This is a genomic window from Salmonella sp. SAL04213, assembly GCF_046550535.1.
Classification (GTDB): Bacteria; Pseudomonadota; Gammaproteobacteria; order Enterobacterales; family Enterobacteriaceae; genus Salmonella; species Salmonella enterica.
This window is the reverse complement of record NZ_JBGDXS010000001.1, coordinates 167,672-185,203: the sequence shown is the minus strand read 5'-3', so window position 1 is coordinate 185,203 and position 17,532 is coordinate 167,672. Positions and strand designations below refer to the sequence as shown.

Genomic DNA, 17,532 nt, shown 5'->3' with positions numbered 1-17,532 from the left:
GGAGAACACCGAACCAGGCAGCGACGATACCTTGACACGTCTAACCCTGGCGTTAGATGTCATGGGGGGCGATTTTGGTCCTTCCGTGACGGTGCCTGCAGCATTGCAGGCACTGAACGCTAATTCGCAGCTCACTCTTCTTTTAGTCGGGAATCCCGATATTATCACGCCATTACTTGCCAAAGCTGACTTTGAACAACGTTCGCGTCTGCAGATTATCCCTGCACAGTCAGTTATTGCCAGTGATGCCCGGCCTTCGCAGGCGATCCGCGCCAGTCGCGGGACATCCATGCGTGTGGCCCTGGAGCTTGTGAAAGAAGGCCGAGCCGAAGCTTGCGTTAGCGCCGGTAATACCGGGGCGCTGATGGGGCTGGCGAAATTATTACTCAAGCCTCTTGAGGGGATTGAGCGTCCGGCGTTGGTGACGGTATTACCGCACCAGCAAAAGGGCAAAACGGTAGTGCTTGATTTGGGGGCCAACGTCGACTGTGACAGTACCATGCTGGTGCAGTTTGCCGTGATGGGCGCCGTTTTGGCGGAAGAGGTCGTCGGGATCAAAAATCCCCGCGTGGCGCTACTCAATATCGGGGAAGAAGAAACCAAAGGCCTCGACAGTATTCGCGAAGCCTCTTTAATGTTAAAAACAGTCCCAACCATCAATTACATCGGCTACCTTGAGGCGAATGAGTTACTGACGGGAAAAACCGATGTACTGGTGTGTGACGGCTTTACAGGCAATGTCACACTTAAAACGATGGAGGGGGTTGTCAGAATGTTCCTTTCACTGCTGAAATCACAGGGCGAGGGGAAAAAACGGTCGTGGTGGCTGCTGTTATTAAAACGTTGGTTACAAAAAAGCCTGACGAGGCGATTCAGTCACCTCAACCCCGACCAGTATAATGGCGCCTGTCTGTTAGGATTGCGCGGCACGGTGATAAAAAGTCATGGTGCGGCCAATCAGCGAGCATTTGCAGTCGCGATTGAACAGGCAGTGCAGGCGGTGCAGCGACAAGTTCCTCAGCGAATTGCCGCTCGCCTGGAATCTGTATACCCAGCCGGATTTGAACCGCTGGACGATGGCAAAGGCGTAAACCTGCGGGCGCACAGATAATATCGCTGTCTCCCCGGCGCCGCCAGCGTGCCAGACGTTTACAGGTAACGGTATATAACCGAAAAGTGACTGAGCGTACATGTATACGAAGATTATTGGTACTGGCAGCTATCTGCCCGAACAAGTGCGGACTAACGCCGATCTGGAAAAAATGGTTGAGACCTCTGACGAGTGGATTGTCACTCGTACAGGTATTCGTGAACGCCATATCGCCGCGCCTAATGAAACTGTCGCGACGATGGGCTTTACCGCTGCGAATCGCGCGATTGAGATGGCGGGGATCGATAAAGACCAAATTGGCTTGATTGTGGTGGCTACCACATCAGCAACGCATGCATTTCCAAGCGCGGCATGTCAGATTCAAAGTATGCTCGGTATTAAAGGTTGCCCGGCGTTTGATGTCGCGGCAGCGTGCGCAGGTTTCACCTACGCGTTAAGCATCGCCGACCAGTATGTTAAATCCGGCGCGGTTAAACACGCGCTGGTGGTCGGTTCCGATGTATTAGCCCGCACTTGCGATCCTGGCGATCGCGGTACGATCATTATTTTCGGCGATGGCGCAGGCGCGGCCGTACTGAGCGCTTCTGAAGAACCGGGTATTATCTCCACTCATCTTCATGCCGATGGCCGTTACGGTGAATTACTGACCCTGCCGAATGCCGATCGTGTAAATCCGGATAACCCGATTTACCTGACGATGGCGGGCAATGAAGTCTTTAAAGTGGCGGTCACTGAACTGGCGCATATTGTCGATGAGACGCTGGCGGCTAATAACCTGGATCGCTCAGAACTCGATTGGCTGGTGCCGCATCAGGCTAACCTGCGTATCATTAGCGCGACAGCGAAAAAACTCGGCATGTCGATGGACAATGTCGTCGTCACGCTGGACAGGCACGGCAATACCTCCGCGGCTTCTGTGCCGTGCGCGCTGGATGAAGCCGTGCGTGACGGGCGAATTAAAGCCGGTCAGCTGGTATTGCTTGAAGCCTTCGGGGGTGGATTCACCTGGGGCTCCGCGCTGATTCGTTTCTAGTATAAGGATTTAAACATGACGCAATTTGCATTTGTGTTCCCCGGTCAGGGTTCTCAGAGCGTTGGGATGTTGGCCGAAATGGCGGCAAATTACCCTATCGTAGAAGAAACGTTTGCTGAAGCTTCTGCGGCTCTGGGATATGATCTGTGGGCGCTCACCCAGCAAGGTCCAGCGGAAGAACTGAATAAAACCTGGCAGACGCAGCCGGCGTTATTAACCGCTTCCGTCGCGCTTTGGCGCGTTTGGCAGCAGCAGGGCGGTAAAATGCCTGCGTTAATGGCGGGTCACAGCCTGGGCGAATATTCCGCGCTGGTTTGCGCTGGCGTCATCAACTTTGCTGATGCCGTTCGTCTGGTGGAAATGCGTGGTAAATTCATGCAGGAAGCGGTTCCGGAAGGTACTGGCGGCATGTCTGCGATCATCGGGCTGGATGATGCCTCTATTGCTAAAGCCTGTGAAGAATCTGCCGAAGGGCAGGTTGTTTCGCCGGTTAACTTTAACTCGCCGGGACAGGTGGTTATCGCCGGGCATAAAGAGGCGGTAGAACGCGCGGGCGCAGCCTGTAAAGCCGCTGGCGCGAAACGCGCGCTGCCGCTGCCGGTGAGCGTACCGTCGCACTGCGCGCTGATGAAACCAGCGGCAGATAAGCTGGCGGTTGAATTAGCCAAAATTACCTTTAGCGCGCCAACGGTGCCGGTAGTAAACAACGTTGACGTGAAATGTGAAACCGATGCCGCCGCTATCCGCGATGCGCTGGTTCGCCAGTTGTACAATCCGGTACAGTGGACGAAGAGCGTGGAATTTATCGCGGCGCAGGGCGTTGAACATCTTTATGAAGTGGGTCCAGGTAAAGTCCTCACTGGTCTGACGAAACGTATTGTCGACACCCTGACAGCGTCGGCGCTGAACGAGCCGGCGGCGCTGTCTGCGGCACTTACGCAATAAAAGAGGAAAACCATGAGCTTTGAAGGAAAGATTGCGCTGGTGACTGGTGCAAGCCGTGGCATAGGCCGCGCAATTGCAGAGACTCTCGTTGCCCGCGGCGCGAAAGTTATCGGGACTGCGACCAGTGAAAATGGTGCGAAGAACATTAGCGATTATTTAGGTGCTAACGGGAAAGGTTTGATGTTGAATGTGACCGATCCTGCATCTATTGAATCTGTTCTGGAAAATATTCGCGCAGAATTTGGTGAAGTGGATATCCTGGTTAATAATGCCGGTATCACTCGTGATAATCTGTTGATGCGAATGAAAGATGATGAGTGGAACGATATTATCGAAACCAATTTATCATCCGTTTTCCGCCTGTCAAAAGCGGTAATGCGCGCTATGATGAAAAAGCGTTGTGGTCGCATTATCACTATTGGTTCTGTGGTTGGTACCATGGGAAATGCAGGTCAGGCAAACTACGCTGCGGCGAAAGCGGGCCTGATCGGTTTCAGTAAATCACTGGCGCGTGAAGTTGCGTCCCGTGGTATTACTGTCAATGTTGTGGCTCCGGGTTTTATTGAAACGGACATGACGCGTGCGCTGTCTGACGATCAGCGTGCGGGTATCCTGGCGCAGGTGCCTGCGGGTCGCCTCGGCGGCGCTCAGGAAATCGCCAGTGCGGTTGCATTTTTAGCCTCTGACGAAGCGAGTTACATCACTGGTGAGACTCTGCACGTCAACGGCGGAATGTACATGGTTTAATCACGATTGAAAAATATTTGCGTTATTAGGGCGAAAGGCCGCAAAATAACGTAAAATCGTGGTAAGACCTGCCGGGATTTAGTTGCAAATTTTTCAACATTTTATACACTACGAAAACCATCGCGAAAGCGAGTTTTGATAGGAAATTTAAGAGTATGAGCACTATCGAAGAACGCGTTAAGAAAATTATCGGCGAACAGCTGGGCGTTAAGCAGGAAGAAGTAACCAACAATGCTTCTTTCGTTGAAGACCTGGGCGCAGATTCTCTTGACACCGTTGAGCTGGTAATGGCTCTGGAAGAAGAGTTTGATACTGAGATTCCGGACGAAGAAGCTGAGAAAATCACCACCGTTCAGGCTGCCATTGATTACATCAACGGCCACCAGGCGTAAGTGAACATCTCCAGGCGGTCGTTCGACCGCCTGAGTTTTATCTTTTTGTCCCACTAGAATCATTTTCCCTCCCTGGAGGACAACCGTGTCTAAGCGTCGTGTAGTTGTGACCGGACTGGGCATGTTGTCTCCTGTCGGCAATACCGTAGAGTCTACCTGGAAAGCTCTCCTTGCCGGTCAGAGTGGCATCAGCCTGATCGACCATTTCGATACTAGCGCCTATGCAACGAAATTTGCTGGCTTAGTAAAGGATTTTAACTGTGATGACATTATCTCGCGCAAAGAACAGCGCAAGATGGATGCCTTCATTCAATATGGAATTGTCGCTGGCGTACAGGCCATGCAGGATTCTGGCCTTGAAGTGACGGAAGAGAACGCAAGCCGTATTGGCGCCGCTATCGGCTCCGGTATCGGTGGTCTCGGTCTGATCGAAGAAAACCACAGTTCGCTGGTAAAAGGCGGACCGCGTAAGATTAGCCCGTTCTTTGTCCCGTCGACGATTGTTAACATGGTAGCAGGCCATCTGACTATCATGTATGGCCTGCGTGGGCCAAGCATCTCTATTGCGACTGCCTGTACTTCAGGCGTGCATAACATCGGCCATGCCGCGCGTATCATCGCCTATGGCGATGCGGACGCGATGGTGGCAGGTGGCGCAGAAAAAGCCAGTACGCCGCTGGGCGTAGGTGGTTTTGGCGCAGCGCGCGCGCTGTCGACCCGCAACGATAACCCACAGGCGGCGAGCCGTCCGTGGGATAAAGAACGCGATGGTTTTGTACTGGGCGACGGTGCCGGTATGTTGGTGCTTGAAGAGTACGAACATGCAAAAGCGCGTGGTGCGAAAATCTATGCTGAAATCGTCGGCTTTGGTATGAGCAGCGATGCTTACCATATGACGTCGCCGCCGGAAAATGGCGCAGGCGCTGCGCTGGCGATGGTTAACGCGTTGCGTGATGCCGCGATTGAGCCTGCTCAGATTGGCTACGTCAACGCGCACGGCACGTCGACGCCTGCCGGCGACAAAGCTGAGACGCAGGCAGTTAAGTCAGTCTTTGGCGATGCTGCAAGCCGAGTGATGGTGAGCTCGACCAAATCGATGACCGGCCATCTGTTGGGCGCCGCAGGCGCAGTAGAGTCTATTTTCTCTATTCTGGCGCTACGCGATCAGGCCATTCCGCCAACCATTAATCTGGATAACCCGGATGAAGGTTGCGATCTGGACTTCGTGCCGCACGAAGCGCGCCAGGTCAGCGATCTGGAGTACGCTCTGTGTAACTCCTTTGGCTTTGGCGGAACTAACGGTTCCTTGATTTTTAAAAAGATCTAAGTTAAGCCAGAGACAGACATTAATAAAAAGGTCCGCTTGTCGGGCCTTTTTTATCAGGCATATCACCTCTTGTTCTGCGTTATTCATCCTGCCACACTAGCAGGCGACGGATAAGGAGCCACTATGTTTTTAATTAATGGCCATGCGCAGGATCAACTTGCTGTAAGCGACCGGGCGACGCAGTTCGGCGATGGCAGTTTTACGACCGCACGTATTGTTGATGGCAACATTTGCCATCTGGAAGCGCATCTTCAGCGCTTGCAGGTTGCCTGTGAAAAATTACGGATCGCTTTTAGCCATTGGGCGACCCTTCGGCAAGAGATGACAATGTTGGCCACAGGGCATGATTCAGGCGTGTTGAAAGTGATCATTAGCCGTGGCAGCGGCGGCCGGGGATACAGCGCCATGAATTGTCAGGCAGCTACCCGAATCCTCTCCGTTTCTGCTTATCCCGCTTATTATTCTCAGTGGCGTAAGCAAGGCATCACTCTTACCCTTAGTCCCATACCGCTTGGGCGCAATCCTTATCTTGCCGGATTAAAACATCTGAACCGCCTCGAACAGGTGTTGATTCGCTCTTATCTTGAGCAGACGGACGCCGATGAGGCGCTGGTTCTTGACAGCGAGGGATGGGTTACGGAATGCTGTGCGGCTAATTTGTTCTGGCGTACAGGCGACATTGTTTTTACGCCGCGTCTGGATCAGGCCGGGGTGAACGGCATTATGCGACAATTTTGTTTACGCCAACTGGCGCAATCTCCTTTCCAGGTTCTTGAAGTACAGGCGAGAGAGGAGGCAGTCAGGCAGGCGGATGAGATTATCATCTGCAACGCGCTAATGCCGATTATTCCCATACGCGCCTATCACGGGACGTCGTATTCTTCGCGAACACTGTTTCAATTTTTAGCCCCATTTTGTGAGCATCCGAATTAGTTATGAAAAAATTGTCAGGCGTTTTCCTTCTGCTGTTGGTTGTGCTGGGTATTGCCGCGGGCGTGGGGTTGTGGAAAGTTCGCCATCTGGCGAACAGCACGTTACTTATTAAAAACGAGACTATCTTTACACTCAAGGCGGGAACGGGGCGGCTGGCGCTTGGCGACCAGCTTTATGATGAAAAAATCATTAATCGTCCCCGGGTATTTCAGTGGCTGCTGCGCGTGGAGCCTGAGTTATCGCACTTTAAAGCGGGAACTTACCGTTTTACGCCCGGGATGACCGTACGGGAGATGCTTGAGTTGCTGGAGAGCGGCAAAGAAGCGCAATTCCCGTTGCGGTTTGTGGAAGGGATGCGCCTTAGCGATTACCTGAAACAGCTACGAGAGGCGCCGTATATTCGCCATACATTGCCGGATGATGACTACGCCACTGTCGCTCAGGCATTAAAGCTTGCGCACCCGGAATGGGTAGAAGGGTGGTTCTGGCCCGATACCTGGATGTATACCGCCAACACCAGCGATGTCGCTATTCTCAAGCGAGCGCACCAAAAGATGGTGAAAGCTGTCGATACTGTCTGGAAAGGCCGGGCCGAGGGGCTGCCTTATAAAGATCAGAACCAACTGGTGACAATGGCCTCGATTATTGAAAAAGAGACGGCTGTCGCCAGCGAACGCGATCAGGTGGCCTCAGTCTTTATTAATCGCCTGAGAATCGGTATGCGCCTTCAGACCGATCCCACCGTGATTTACGGGATGGGGACGAGTTATAATGGTAACTTGTCGCGTGCGGATCTGGAAAAGCCGACGGCTTATAACACGTATACCATAACCGGGCTGCCGCCAGGACCGATTGCATCGCCCAGCGAAGCGTCATTGCAGGCGGCGGCGCATCCGGCGAAAACGCCGTATCTCTATTTTGTGGCCGACGGTAAAGGCGGTCACACATTTAACACCAATCTTGCCAGCCATAATCGGTCAGTGCAGGAGTACCTGAAAGTGCTTAAGGAAAAAAATGGGCAGTAATTATATCGTCATCGAGGGCCTGGAAGGCGCCGGAAAAACCACTGCGCGCGACGTGGTGGTGGAGACCCTTGAGCAACTGGGTATTCGTAACATGATTTTTACCCGTGAGCCGGGCGGTACGCAACTTGCCGAAAAACTACGAAGTCTGGTGCTGGATATCCGATCGGTAGGCGACGAAGTGATTACCGATAAAGCGGAAGTGCTGATGTTTTATGCCGCTCGCGTACAGCTCGTCGAAACGGTAATCAAACCCGCGCTGGCGCAAGGCGTATGGGTGATCGGCGATCGCCACGATCTCTCAACCCAGGCGTATCAGGGGGGAGGGCGCGGCATTGATCAAACCATGCTGGCGACACTACGCGATGCCGTGCTGGGCGATTTTCGCCCTGACCTGACGCTGTATCTGGATGTCACGCCGGAAGTCGGGCTAAAACGCGCCAGAGCGCGCGGCGATTTGGATCGCATTGAGCAGGAATCTTTTGATTTCTTTAACCGGACTCGCGCGCGCTATCTGGAACTGGCGGCGCAAGACTCGCGTATCCGCACCATTGACGCGACCCAGCCGCTGGATGCCGTCATGCGCGACATTCGCGCCACGGTGACGAAGTGGGTGCAGGAGCAAGCGGCATGAAATGGTATCCATGGTTACGGCCCGCCTATGAAAAACTGGTAGAAAGTTACCAGGCGGGACGTGGGCACCATGCGCTACTGATTCAGGCCTTACCTGGCATGGGCGACGAGGCGCTGTGCTATGCGCTGAGCCGTTATCTGTTATGCCAGCAGCCTGAGGGCCACAAAAGCTGTGGGCATTGCCGTGGTTGTCAGCTTATGCAGGCTGGCACGCATCCGGACTATTACACGCTGACGCCGGATAAAGGCAAAAGCAGCCTCGGCGTAGATGCGGTACGCGAGGTCAGCGAGAAATTGTACGAGCACTCCCGTCTGGGCGGCGCGAAGGTGGTGTGGATTGCGGATGCGGCGCTATTAACCGACGCCGCTGCCAATGCGTTGCTCAAAACGCTGGAAGAGCCGCCGGAGCAAACCTGGTTTTTCCTTGCCAGCCCGGAGCCTGCTCGTCTGTTGGCGACATTACGCAGCCGCTGCCGGCTGCATCATCTGGCGCCGCCGTCCGAATCGTATGCGATGTCATGGCTGTCGCGAGAAGTGACGGCGTCACAAGAAGCATTGCTCACGGCGCTACGTCTGAATGCGGGGTCGCCCGGCGCCGCGCTGGCGCTGTTGCAGTCTGAACGCTGGGCGCAGCGTGAGGCGCTGTGTCAGGCGTTGATGGACAGTTTACATACGGGCGACTGGTATGCGTTATTAACGGCGCTCAATCATGAGCAAGCCCCGGCGCGCCTGCATTGGCTGGCGACGCTGCTGGTAGACGCGCTGAAACGTCAGCACGGCGCGTCGTACCTGACAAACGTTGATGCGGACGCGGTTGTTGCCGCGCTGGCGGGGCCGCTATCCCCGGCGCGTATTCAGGCAATCCTGAACGATGTTTGTCATTGTCGTGATCAATTACTTCATGTGACCGGATTAAACCGCGAACTGGTATTAACCGATCTCATTCTCCGCATCGAGCATTACCTGCAACCAGGCACCTTGTTGCCTGTTCCTCATCTTTGAGAGAGACATTATGTTTTTAGTCGACTCACACTGCCATCTTGATGGTCTGGATTATCAATCTTTGCATAAGGACGTGGACGATGTGCTGGCAAAAGCCGCCGCGCGCGATGTGAAGTTCTGTTTAGCGGTGGCGACGACGCTGCCGGGGTATCGCCATATGCGCGAGCTGGTGGGCAAGCGCGATAATGTGGTCTTTTCCTGCGGCGTGCATCCGTTAAATCAGGATGAAGCATATGACGTAGAAGAACTGCGCCTCCTTGCTGCAGAAGACGATGTGGTGGCGATGGGCGAGACCGGGCTTGATTACTTTTACACGCCTGAGACCAAAATCCGCCAGCAGGCGTCTTTTATTCATCATATCCAGATTGGCCGCGAATTGCATAAACCGGTGATTGTCCATACTCGCGACGCGCGTGCCGATACGCTGGCTATCCTGCGCGAAGAAAAAGTGACGGATTGCGGCGGCGTACTACACTGTTTTACAGAAGACAGAGAAACGGCCGGCAAATTGCTGGATCTGGGGTTTTATATCTCTTTTTCCGGCATCGTAACGTTCCGTAACGCTGAACAGTTGCGTGATGCGGCGCGCTATGTGCCGCTGGATCGGTTATTAGTCGAGACCGATTCTCCTTATCTGGCGCCGGTGCCGCATCGCGGTAAAGAGAACCAGCCTGCGATGGTACGCGACGTCGCAGAATATATGGCGGTATTGAAAGGGGTTGCCGTTGAAGAACTGGCGCAGATCACCACCGATAACTTTGCTCGCCTGTTCCATATTGACGCGTCTCGCCTGTCATCAATCCGTTAAACGAGTTTTTTTAAAGCTCGTAATTAATAAACAAAGCGCGTAAAGTTCACCGCCACAAAAGGGGCGGTGAGCGAGCTTATGGAAACATTCGGAAACTCATTTTGGCAGAATGTGATACTTTTTAGGCTATCTGGCGCTGAAACGTGATAGCCGTCAAACAAAATCAGACGTATTTATTTTACTCTGTGTAATAAATAAAAGGGCACTTAGATGTCCTGTCCACGGCGGGGTTCTCCCCCCTCGCCAATGCGTGAGAACGTAGAAAAGCACAAATACTCAGGAGCACTCTCAATTATGTTTAAGAATGCATTTGCTAACCTGCAAAAGGTCGGTAAATCGCTGATGCTGCCGGTATCCGTACTCCCTATCGCAGGTATCCTGCTGGGTGTCGGTTCCGCTAACTTCAGCTGGCTGCCAGCCGTTGTATCGCACGTTATGGCAGAAGCGGGCGGATCTGTTTTTGCCAATATGCCGCTGATTTTCGCTATCGGCGTGGCGTTGGGCTTCACCAACAACGACGGCGTTTCGGCTCTGGCGGCGGTAGTAGCGTATGGCATCATGGTGAAAACCATGGCTGTGGTTGCGCCGCTGGTTCTGCATTTACCTGCTGAAGAGATCGCCGCTAAACACCTTGCTGATACGGGTGTTCTCGGGGGGATTATCTCCGGTGCGATCGCAGCGTATATGTTTAACCGCTTCTACCGTATCAAACTGCCTGAGTATCTGGGCTTCTTTGCGGGCAAACGCTTCGTGCCGATCATTTCGGGTCTGGCCGCTATTTTTACCGGTGTGGTGCTGTCTTTCGTATGGCCGCCAATCGGTACGGCTATCCAGGCGTTCTCGCAGTGGGCGGCTTATCAGAACCCGGTTGTCGCGTTTGGTATTTACGGTTTTATCGAGCGTTGCCTGGTGCCGTTTGGTCTGCATCATATCTGGAACGTTCCTTTCCAGATGCAGATCGGCGAATACACCAACGCAGCGGGTCAGGTATTCCACGGCGACATTCCGCGCTATATGGCGGGCGACCCGACGGCGGGTATGTTGTCTGGCGGCTTCCTGTTCAAAATGTACGGTCTGCCGGCTGCGGCCATTGCTATCTGGCACTCTGCTAAACCGGAAAACCGCGCAAAAGTGGGCGGTATCATGATTTCCGCCGCGCTGACCTCGTTTTTGACGGGTATTACCGAGCCTATCGAGTTCTCCTTCATGTTCGTGGCGCCGATCCTGTACATCATTCACGCGATTCTGGCAGGTCTGGCATTCCCGATCTGTATCCTGCTGGGGATGCGTGACGGTACGTCGTTCTCCCACGGTCTGATCGACTTTATCGTGCTGTCCGGTAACAGCAGCAAATTGTGGCTGTTCCCAATTGTTGGCGCCGGTTATGCGATTGTGTACTACACCGTGTTCCGCGTGCTGATCAAAGCGCTGGATCTGAAAACGCCGGGTCGTGAAGACACTACTGATGACGCAAAAGCGGGCGCGACCAGCGAAATGGCGCCGGCTTTGGTTGCGGCGTTTGGCGGTAAAGAGAACATCACTAACCTGGATGCCTGTATCACGCGTCTGCGCGTGAGCGTAGCCGATGTAGCGAAAGTGGATCAGGCTGGCCTGAAGAAACTGGGCGCGGCAGGCGTTGTCGTCGCGGGTTCCGGCGTTCAGGCTATTTTCGGTACGAAATCCGATAACCTGAAAACGGAAATGGATGAGTACATCCGTAACAGCTAAGCAGTAATGATGTTGGGGAGAATTAAGGCAGCCATTCGGCTGCCTTTTTTAATGGCGCTTTACATGCCGCTCTCCGACAGTCTGTCAGAACTGATAATTGGCGGTGAGGCTGACGTTACGCGGCGCGCCGTAAACAATGGAACCATCAATATTGGTGTCGTAGGTTTTATCAAACAGGTTGTTGATGTTTCCCTGTACGGAGAAATTTTTCGTCACCTGATAGCGGGTAAACAGATCGACCAGCGCATAGCTGCCCTGTTCGGCGCGGAAAGTGCCGTACGGCGTCGTGGTATCTTTGTAAACCCGATTCTGCCAGTTTACACCGCCGCCGACCGTCAGCTCCGGTATCGCCGGCAGACGATAGCGGGTGAATAACTTCACGCTGGTGCGCGGGAGATTAGGGTTCACGGCGTTACCTTCATTGTCCTCGGCAACATACCGGGTAGCCCCGAAAGTCATCTGCCAGTTATCGGTAATTGCGCCGTTTACTTCAAATTCGACGCCTTTGCTCACCGTTCCGTCAGTAGACTTCCAGGCAAACTCCCCATTACTGCCAGGGATGGGAATAGTGGTTGCCTGAGCGACGTTATTCTGCTCAATGCGGAACACGGACAACGTGGTGGTGAGGCGGCTGTTCATCCAGTCGGACTTCAGACCCGCTTCATAGTTATTACCGGTAATCGGAGCCAGATATTGACCCGCTTTGTCGCGTTTATTCTGCGGCTGAAAGATAGAGGTATAACTGGCATAAGCGGACCAGTTGTCGTTGATATCATAAATCAGCCCGGCATACGGCGTGGTATGGTTTTTCTCCATGCTGTAGGTCAGTGTATCAACACGCCAGTTGGTATAACGAGCGCCAAGAATCAGATGCAGCGGGTCGGCCAGCGAAATGCGCGTAGCGGCATACAGCGATTTCATATGCGTGGTATCGTCCTGCGCCAGATTTTGTGGCGCCCAGTGGGTTTGGGGGAAATTACCGTTAAAGGCGCTGAAGTTGCCAATGTCGTCCGGAAAGACGTTCGCCCAGGCGCTAAAATAGCGGTTATTCTGTTTACTATAACTGCCGCCAAACATCATATTGTGCTGACGGCCAAACAGCTCATAAGCGCCATCGGCAAAGAGATCTATGGCATCTACTTTGCGCTTGCCGCTGTTCCAGCCCGTACCGCCGACCACGGGGTAGCTTGCGCCATAAGGACTCACCAGCGTACCTGTCTCTTTATCGACTAACGCATCGATATACATCATTTTACTGTCGAATTTGACCTCAGTATGGGTCGCATTCAGGGTCGCCTGCCAGCTTTCGGCAAAACGCTGTTTAAGCGTGACGAAGAATTTATTTATCTCTTTGTTGTTATAAGCCCAGTCCGGGGCGGTACTACGTGCGCGGTCATAGCTATTTTTGCTGCCATCGGTGTTCCAGCGCGGCAGACCGCCCCAGGTCGGGCTGTTGACATCAATTTTTTGATATTCATAACCGGCTGAAAGGCTGGTAGTTGCACCCAGATCGGCATCGATAATTCCGGAAAAGAACGCTTTCTCACTGTTATAGCGGTCCAGCCAGGAATCATTATTCTGATAACCCGCCACGATGCGCCCACGGACATTACCGTCTGCGGTGAGCGGACTTTGCAGATCCATGACGTAACGCTGCTTATTCCAGCTACCGTATTCTGTGGAGACGTTACCTTTGAACTCCCGACTGGTGGCGTGTTTACGGATCATATTAATTGAGGCAGAAGGATTGCCGGTTCCGGTCATCAGCCCATTCGCGCCGCGAACCACCTCCACGCGCTCATACAGCGCGGTATCCGTTAGCGCATCGCCCAGATTCCAGCGGGACTCAAAATACGTTGGAATACCGTCCACCATATAGTTGTCAATTTCAAACCCGCGCGAGTAATAGCTGATGCGATCGGAGTCAGCCTGGCTTCCACTGATTCCCAGCGTATTGGTCATCACCTCGCCCAGGGTTTGCAACTGCTGGTCTTCCATACGCTGTTGGCTGACAATACTGACCGACTGCGGGATATCGCGCTGAGTCATCGGCATTTTGGTGCCCGCTGCGGTCGTTTTCACGCTGTAATCCTGTTCTTCACGGTTTACGGCGTCAGCGGTCGTCGCGCCTTCGACAATAACGGTATCCTCAGCCGCGAAGGCGGCAGGCATAAATGCTATCGCCATACCCATAGCTAACAGCGACGGTGCGGCGGTGGACGGAAGGTGTTTGTCCCGGCGGTATTGAATGAAAGACATCTGAAAATCCTTGCTTGTTATTGGGGTAAGTTCAGGACGTATGACGTTGAACCTTTTCATTCTTTGCTAGTTAATGCGCATAAAAATGCAAATGAGAAATATACGCATTTGTATTAAATGTGTAAAACGGTATAACCAGGGAAACTAGAAATATTTTTTAAGCGTACAAAGGCGTCATGGCAGGGGGATATGGCGGTAAGTCCAGCATGTAGTCATTTTTCGCTTAATAAATCGTGGGTTAAAGTTGAAAGAGCGTCGGTAACTCGCTCATACTCTATACTCGCAGTATGGCTCGGCGTAGCATGTGCGCTGCAAGGGCTATTATGAAAAAGGAAAACGTCGTGGCAGAAGAAACTATATTCAGCAAAATTATTCGTCGTGAAATCCCTTCGGATATCGTTTATCAGGATGAGCTGGTCACCGCCTTTCGTGATATTTCACCGCAGGCGCCGACGCATATCTTGATTATTCCCAATATCCTGATCCCAACCGTCAATGACGTGACGGCGGAACATGAACAGGCGTTAGGTCGGATGATCACCGTGGCGGCGAAAATCGCCGAACAGGAAGGCATTGCCGAAGATGGGTATCGTTTAATCATGAATACCAACCGTCATGGGGGCCAGGAGGTTTATCATATCCATATGCACCTACTGGGCGGCCGCCCGCTAGGCCCGATGCTGGCGCATAAAGGCTTGTAAGTATGATCAAAGGATGCATCGCGGTTTCTCTGGGCTTGCTGCTGCTTACCGGCTGCCGGTCACACCCTGAAATTCCGGTAAGCGACGCGCAGTCGCTGGTGATGGAGTCCACGGTTCTGGCGGCGGGCGTGACCGCAGAGCCGCCTGAGCTGACGGCGTCTGATATCCAGCCATCAGCCTCTTCCCGCGTCTATAACGAAAGGCAAGAGCCCATAACCGTTCATTATCGGTTTTACTGGTATGACGCGCGGGGGCTGGAGATGCATCCGCTGGAGGCGCCGCGTAGCGTAACCATACCCGCGCGTTCGTCGGTAACGCTATTTGGCAGCGCCAATTATCTGGGGGCGCATAAGGTCAGGCTTTATCTTTATTTGTGAGGAGTGAATTTTGATGACAAAAATGCATCGCTACGCTGCCATTGCTGCGCTGGCGATATTTCTCTCCGGGTGTATGGCGCAACGTCAACCTGCGCCAGTTGAAGAGGTAAAACCAGCGCCAGAACAACCCGCGCAGCCGCCGCAGCCTCCTGTTGTGCCGTCTGTGCCAACCATTCCACAGCAACCGGGGCCGATCGAACATGAAGATCAAACGGGCCAGCCAGCGCCTAAGGTGCGCCACTATGACTGGAACGGCGCGATGCAACCGCTGGTCAGCAAAATGTTGCAGGCTGATGGCGTGACGGCCGGAAACGTATTGCTTGTCGACAGCGTGAATAACCGGACGAATGGGTCGTTAAATGCGAACGAGGCAACGGAAACGTTACGTAATGCGCTGGCGAACAACGGTAAATTTACGCTGGTCTCCGTACAGCAACTCTCGATGGCAAAACAGCAGTTAGGGTTGTCTCCGCAGGATAGTCTGGGAACGCGCAGTAAAGCTATTGGCATTGCGCGCAATGTCGGGGCGCAATATGTACTTTACTCCAGCGCATCCGGTAACGTTAACGCGCCTGCATTACAGATGCAGTTAATGCTGGTGCAAACTGGCGAGATAATCTGGTCAGGTAAAGGTGCGGTCCAACAACAATAATCCCTTAACGCGCGACGAGATCCTGTCGCGCTATTTTCCCCAGTATCGTCCCGCCGTCGCCGCATCGCAGGGGCTAAGCGGCGGGAGCTGTATTATTGCTCACGATACTCACCGTATCGTGCTGCGCCGTCATCACGACCCCGACGCTCCACCAGCCCATTTTTTACGTCATCACCGCGCCTTATCCCAATTGCCGGCCAGTCTGGCGCCGCGAGCGCTTTTTTATACGCCGGGCTGGATGGCGGTAGAATATCTGCATGGTGTGGTAAATTCCGCTCTGCCAGATGCCGACGAACTGGCGGCCTTACTGTATCATTTGCATCAACAGCCGCGTTTTGGCTGGCGTATCGCGCTATCGCCACTATTGGCGCAGTACTGGTCGTGTTGCGATCCGGCAAGGCGTACGCCGTTTTGGTTGCGGCGGCTCAAACAGTTGCAAAAAAACGGTGAACCTCGCCCGCTGCGGCTCGCGCCTTTGCATATGGATGTCCATGGCGACAATATAGTATTAACGTCCGCCGGGTTGAGACTGATTGACTGGGAGTATGCCGGCGACGGCGATATTGCGTTGGAGCTGGCGGCAGTATGGGTTGAGGATGAACGCCAGCACCGACAACTGGCAGACGCTTATGCCGCGCGCGCGCGAATCGACGCCCGGCAGCTATGGCGACAGATACGATTATGGCACCCCTGGGTCATTATGCTAAAAGCAGGGTGGTTCGAATACCGCTGGCGACAAACCGGCGAGCAACAATTTATCAGGCTGGCCGATGAAACCTGGCGCCAGCTACGTATGAAAGGATAAGGAGAGCAGTGTGGGCCCAGTAATGTTGAATGTCGAAGGATGTGAGCTGGATGCGGAGGAGCGCGAGATACTGGCGCATCCGCTGGTTGGCGGGCTTATTCTGTTCACGCGTAATTACCATGACCCGGAACAGCTGCGCGAATTAGTGCGCCAGATTCGGGCGGCATCGCGTAACCATCTGGTGGTGGCCGTCGATCAGGAAGGCGGGCGCGTACAGCGTTTCCGTGAAGGGTTTACCCGCCTGCCCGCGGCGCAATCTTTTTTTGCGCTGCATGGGCTGGAAGAGGGGGGACGACTGGCGCAGGAGGCAGGGTGGCTGATGGCCAGCGAAATGATCGCGATGGATATTGATATCAGTTTTGCGCCAGTGCTGGACGTCGGGCATATCAGCGCGGCAATTGGCGAGCGCTCCTATCATGCCGATCCCGCAAAAGCGTTGGCAATGGCAACGCGCTTTATTGACGGCATGCATGACGCCGGGATGAAAACGACCGGTAAGCATTTCCCCGGCCACGGCGCGGTCACGGCGGACTCCCACAAAGAGACGCCGTGCGATCCACGTCCTGAAACGGACATCCGTGGCAAAGATATGTCGGTGTTCCGCACGCTGATTAGCGAGAATAAACTGGATGCGATTATGCCTGCCCACGTGATCTACCGCGCTATCGATCCACGCCCGGCAAGCGGTTCGCCGTACTGGCTGAAAACGGTGCTGCGTCAGGAGTTAGGCTTTGACGGCGTCATTTTCTCCGACGATCTGTCGATGGAGGGCGCGGCGATTATGGGCAGCTATGCTGAGCGCGCTCAGGCGTCGCTGGATGCGGGTTGCGATATGATTCTGGTCTGCAATAATCGTAAAGGCGCAGTCAGCGTGCTGGATAATCTGTCGCCGATCAAAGCAGAACGTGTTACACGTTTGTATCATAAAGGTTCATTTTCACGCCGGGAGCTCATGGACTCAGCACGCTGGAAAACAGCCAGCGCCCAGCTCAACCAGTTACATGAACGCTGGCAGGAAGAAAAAGCAGGTCATTAACTCGAGTTTTCGTGAGGGTGC

At 53.7% G+C, this 17,532-nt stretch carries 18 protein-coding genes; 17 read left to right on the top strand and 1 reads right to left on the bottom strand.

Features of this window, described 5'->3' with window-relative positions; genetic code table 11:
* The first annotated feature begins 31 nt into the window (after positions 1 to 31).
* The 12 genes from plsX to ptsG all read left to right on the top strand — a co-directional run bounded on the left by plsX (position 32) and on the right by ptsG (position 11,681).
* Positions 32 to 1,111: a phosphate acyltransferase PlsX gene (gene plsX / locus ACLJPQ_RS00970; RefSeq protein WP_001518286.1), complete on the top strand. Its 1,080-nt coding sequence runs from the start codon at positions 32 to 34 to the stop codon at positions 1,109 to 1,111.
* Positions 1,112 to 1,190: 79 nt separating this feature from the next.
* Positions 1,191 to 2,144: a beta-ketoacyl-ACP synthase III gene (gene fabH, locus ACLJPQ_RS00965; RefSeq protein WP_000288148.1), complete on the top strand. Its 954-nt coding sequence runs from the start codon at positions 1,191 to 1,193 to the stop codon at positions 2,142 to 2,144.
* 15 nt (positions 2,145 to 2,159) lie between these two features.
* The gene (gene fabD / locus ACLJPQ_RS00960) at positions 2,160 to 3,089 is read left to right on the top strand and encodes an ACP S-malonyltransferase (RefSeq protein ID WP_000191343.1); all 930 of its coding nucleotides are present in this window, start codon (positions 2,160 to 2,162) and stop codon (positions 3,087 to 3,089) included.
* Positions 3,090 to 3,101: 12 nt separating this feature from the next.
* On the top strand, positions 3,102 to 3,836 hold the full coding sequence (fabG, locus tag ACLJPQ_RS00955; RefSeq protein ID WP_000007236.1) for a 3-oxoacyl-ACP reductase FabG: 735 nt from the start codon (positions 3,102 to 3,104) through the stop codon (positions 3,834 to 3,836).
* A 155-nt stretch (positions 3,837 to 3,991) separates the two neighbouring features.
* Entirely contained in the window at positions 3,992 to 4,228 is a 237-nt protein-coding gene (gene acpP, locus ACLJPQ_RS00950; protein ID WP_000103754.1) for an acyl carrier protein, read from the top strand.
* 85 nt (positions 4,229 to 4,313) lie between these two features.
* The gene (fabF, locus tag ACLJPQ_RS00945) at positions 4,314 to 5,555 is read left to right on the top strand and encodes a beta-ketoacyl-ACP synthase II (RefSeq protein ID WP_000044664.1); all 1,242 of its coding nucleotides are present in this window, start codon (positions 4,314 to 4,316) and stop codon (positions 5,553 to 5,555) included.
* Between the two features lie 123 nt (positions 5,556 to 5,678).
* Positions 5,679 to 6,488: an aminodeoxychorismate lyase gene (gene pabC / locus ACLJPQ_RS00940; RefSeq protein WP_080184893.1), complete on the top strand. Its 810-nt coding sequence runs from the start codon at positions 5,679 to 5,681 to the stop codon at positions 6,486 to 6,488.
* A 2-nt stretch (positions 6,489 to 6,490) separates the two neighbouring features.
* The gene (gene yceG / locus ACLJPQ_RS00935; protein WP_024157353.1) at positions 6,491 to 7,513 is read left to right on the top strand and encodes a cell division protein YceG; all 1,023 of its coding nucleotides are present in this window, start codon (positions 6,491 to 6,493) and stop codon (positions 7,511 to 7,513) included.
* Positions 7,503 to 8,144: a dTMP kinase gene (gene tmk / locus ACLJPQ_RS00930; RefSeq protein ID WP_000535399.1), complete on the top strand. Its 642-nt coding sequence runs from the start codon at positions 7,503 to 7,505 to the stop codon at positions 8,142 to 8,144. The genes yceG and tmk overlap by 11 nt, the downstream gene beginning before the upstream one ends.
* Entirely contained in the window at positions 8,141 to 9,145 is a 1,005-nt protein-coding gene (holB, locus tag ACLJPQ_RS00925; RefSeq protein WP_000872450.1) for a DNA polymerase III subunit delta', read from the top strand. The genes tmk and holB overlap by 4 nt, the downstream gene beginning before the upstream one ends.
* Before the next feature lie 10 nt (positions 9,146 to 9,155).
* Positions 9,156 to 9,953 (top strand): metal-dependent hydrolase, encoded by a 798-nt coding sequence (locus ACLJPQ_RS00920; RefSeq protein ID WP_000480268.1) that lies wholly within the window; start codon positions 9,156 to 9,158, stop codon positions 9,951 to 9,953.
* 294 nt (positions 9,954 to 10,247) lie between these two features.
* Positions 10,248 to 11,681, top strand: coding sequence for a PTS glucose transporter subunit IIBC (ptsG, locus tag ACLJPQ_RS00915; RefSeq protein ID WP_000475705.1), 1,434 nt, complete (start codon positions 10,248 to 10,250; stop codon positions 11,679 to 11,681).
* A gap of 84 nt (positions 11,682 to 11,765) precedes the next feature.
* Here ptsG and fhuE read toward each other — a convergent pair whose 3' ends face one another.
* On the bottom strand, positions 11,766 to 13,940 hold the full coding sequence (gene fhuE, locus ACLJPQ_RS00910) for a ferric-rhodotorulic acid/ferric-coprogen receptor FhuE (RefSeq protein ID WP_080184894.1): 2,175 nt from the start codon (positions 13,938 to 13,940) through the stop codon (positions 11,766 to 11,768).
* A gap of 341 nt (positions 13,941 to 14,281) precedes the next feature.
* Between fhuE and hinT the strand changes: the two genes are divergently transcribed.
* From hinT to nagZ, 5 genes are read left to right on the top strand one after another with little or no spacing between them, the layout of a single operon-like run.
* Positions 14,282 to 14,641: a purine nucleoside phosphoramidase gene (gene hinT, locus ACLJPQ_RS00905; protein WP_001532068.1), complete on the top strand. Its 360-nt coding sequence runs from the start codon at positions 14,282 to 14,284 to the stop codon at positions 14,639 to 14,641.
* 2 nt (positions 14,642 to 14,643) lie between these two features.
* Positions 14,644 to 15,018, top strand: a complete 375-nt coding sequence (locus tag ACLJPQ_RS00900; RefSeq protein WP_000589563.1) for a YcfL family protein — start codon at positions 14,644 to 14,646, stop codon at positions 15,016 to 15,018.
* Between the two features lie 13 nt (positions 15,019 to 15,031).
* Positions 15,032 to 15,670 (top strand): penicillin-binding protein activator LpoB, encoded by a 639-nt coding sequence (lpoB, locus tag ACLJPQ_RS00895; RefSeq protein ID WP_000164353.1) that lies wholly within the window; start codon positions 15,032 to 15,034, stop codon positions 15,668 to 15,670.
* Complete coding sequence (gene thiK, locus ACLJPQ_RS00890) at positions 15,651 to 16,475, top strand: thiamine kinase (RefSeq protein ID WP_001257320.1); 825 nt, start codon at positions 15,651 to 15,653, stop codon at positions 16,473 to 16,475. Before lpoB ends, thiK begins: the two co-directional genes overlap by 20 nt.
* A gap of 10 nt (positions 16,476 to 16,485) precedes the next feature.
* Positions 16,486 to 17,511: a beta-N-acetylhexosaminidase gene (gene nagZ / locus ACLJPQ_RS00885; protein ID WP_000529340.1), complete on the top strand. Its 1,026-nt coding sequence runs from the start codon at positions 16,486 to 16,488 to the stop codon at positions 17,509 to 17,511.
* Positions 17,512 to 17,532: the final 21 nt, after the last annotated feature.

Excerpts from the sequence above, each read along its gene's own strand:
- fabH (WP_000288148.1), top strand. The coding sequence starts at position 1,191 with ATGTATACGAAGATTATTGGTACTGGCAGCTATCTGCCCGAACAAGTG.
- fabD (WP_000191343.1), top strand. The coding sequence starts at position 2,160 with ATGACGCAATTTGCATTTGTGTTCCCCGGTCAGGGTTCTCAGAGCGTT.
- fabG (WP_000007236.1), top strand. The coding sequence starts at position 3,102 with ATGAGCTTTGAAGGAAAGATTGCGCTGGTGACTGGTGCAAGCCGTGGC.
- acpP (WP_000103754.1), top strand. The coding sequence starts at position 3,992 with ATGAGCACTATCGAAGAACGCGTTAAGAAAATTATCGGCGAACAGCTG.
- pabC (WP_080184893.1), top strand. The coding sequence starts at position 5,679 with ATGTTTTTAATTAATGGCCATGCGCAGGATCAACTTGCTGTAAGCGAC.
- yceG (WP_024157353.1), top strand. The coding sequence starts at position 6,491 with ATGAAAAAATTGTCAGGCGTTTTCCTTCTGCTGTTGGTTGTGCTGGGT.
- tmk (WP_000535399.1), top strand. The coding sequence starts at position 7,503 with ATGGGCAGTAATTATATCGTCATCGAGGGCCTGGAAGGCGCCGGAAAA.
- holB (WP_000872450.1), top strand. The coding sequence starts at position 8,141 with ATGAAATGGTATCCATGGTTACGGCCCGCCTATGAAAAACTGGTAGAA.
- ACLJPQ_RS00920 (WP_000480268.1), top strand. The coding sequence starts at position 9,156 with ATGTTTTTAGTCGACTCACACTGCCATCTTGATGGTCTGGATTATCAA.
- ptsG (WP_000475705.1), top strand. The coding sequence starts at position 10,248 with ATGTTTAAGAATGCATTTGCTAACCTGCAAAAGGTCGGTAAATCGCTG.
- fhuE (WP_080184894.1), bottom strand. The coding sequence starts at position 13,940 with ATGTCTTTCATTCAATACCGCCGGGACAAACACCTTCCGTCCACCGCC.
- ACLJPQ_RS00900 (WP_000589563.1), top strand. The coding sequence starts at position 14,644 with ATGATCAAAGGATGCATCGCGGTTTCTCTGGGCTTGCTGCTGCTTACC.
- lpoB (WP_000164353.1), top strand. The coding sequence starts at position 15,032 with ATGACAAAAATGCATCGCTACGCTGCCATTGCTGCGCTGGCGATATTT.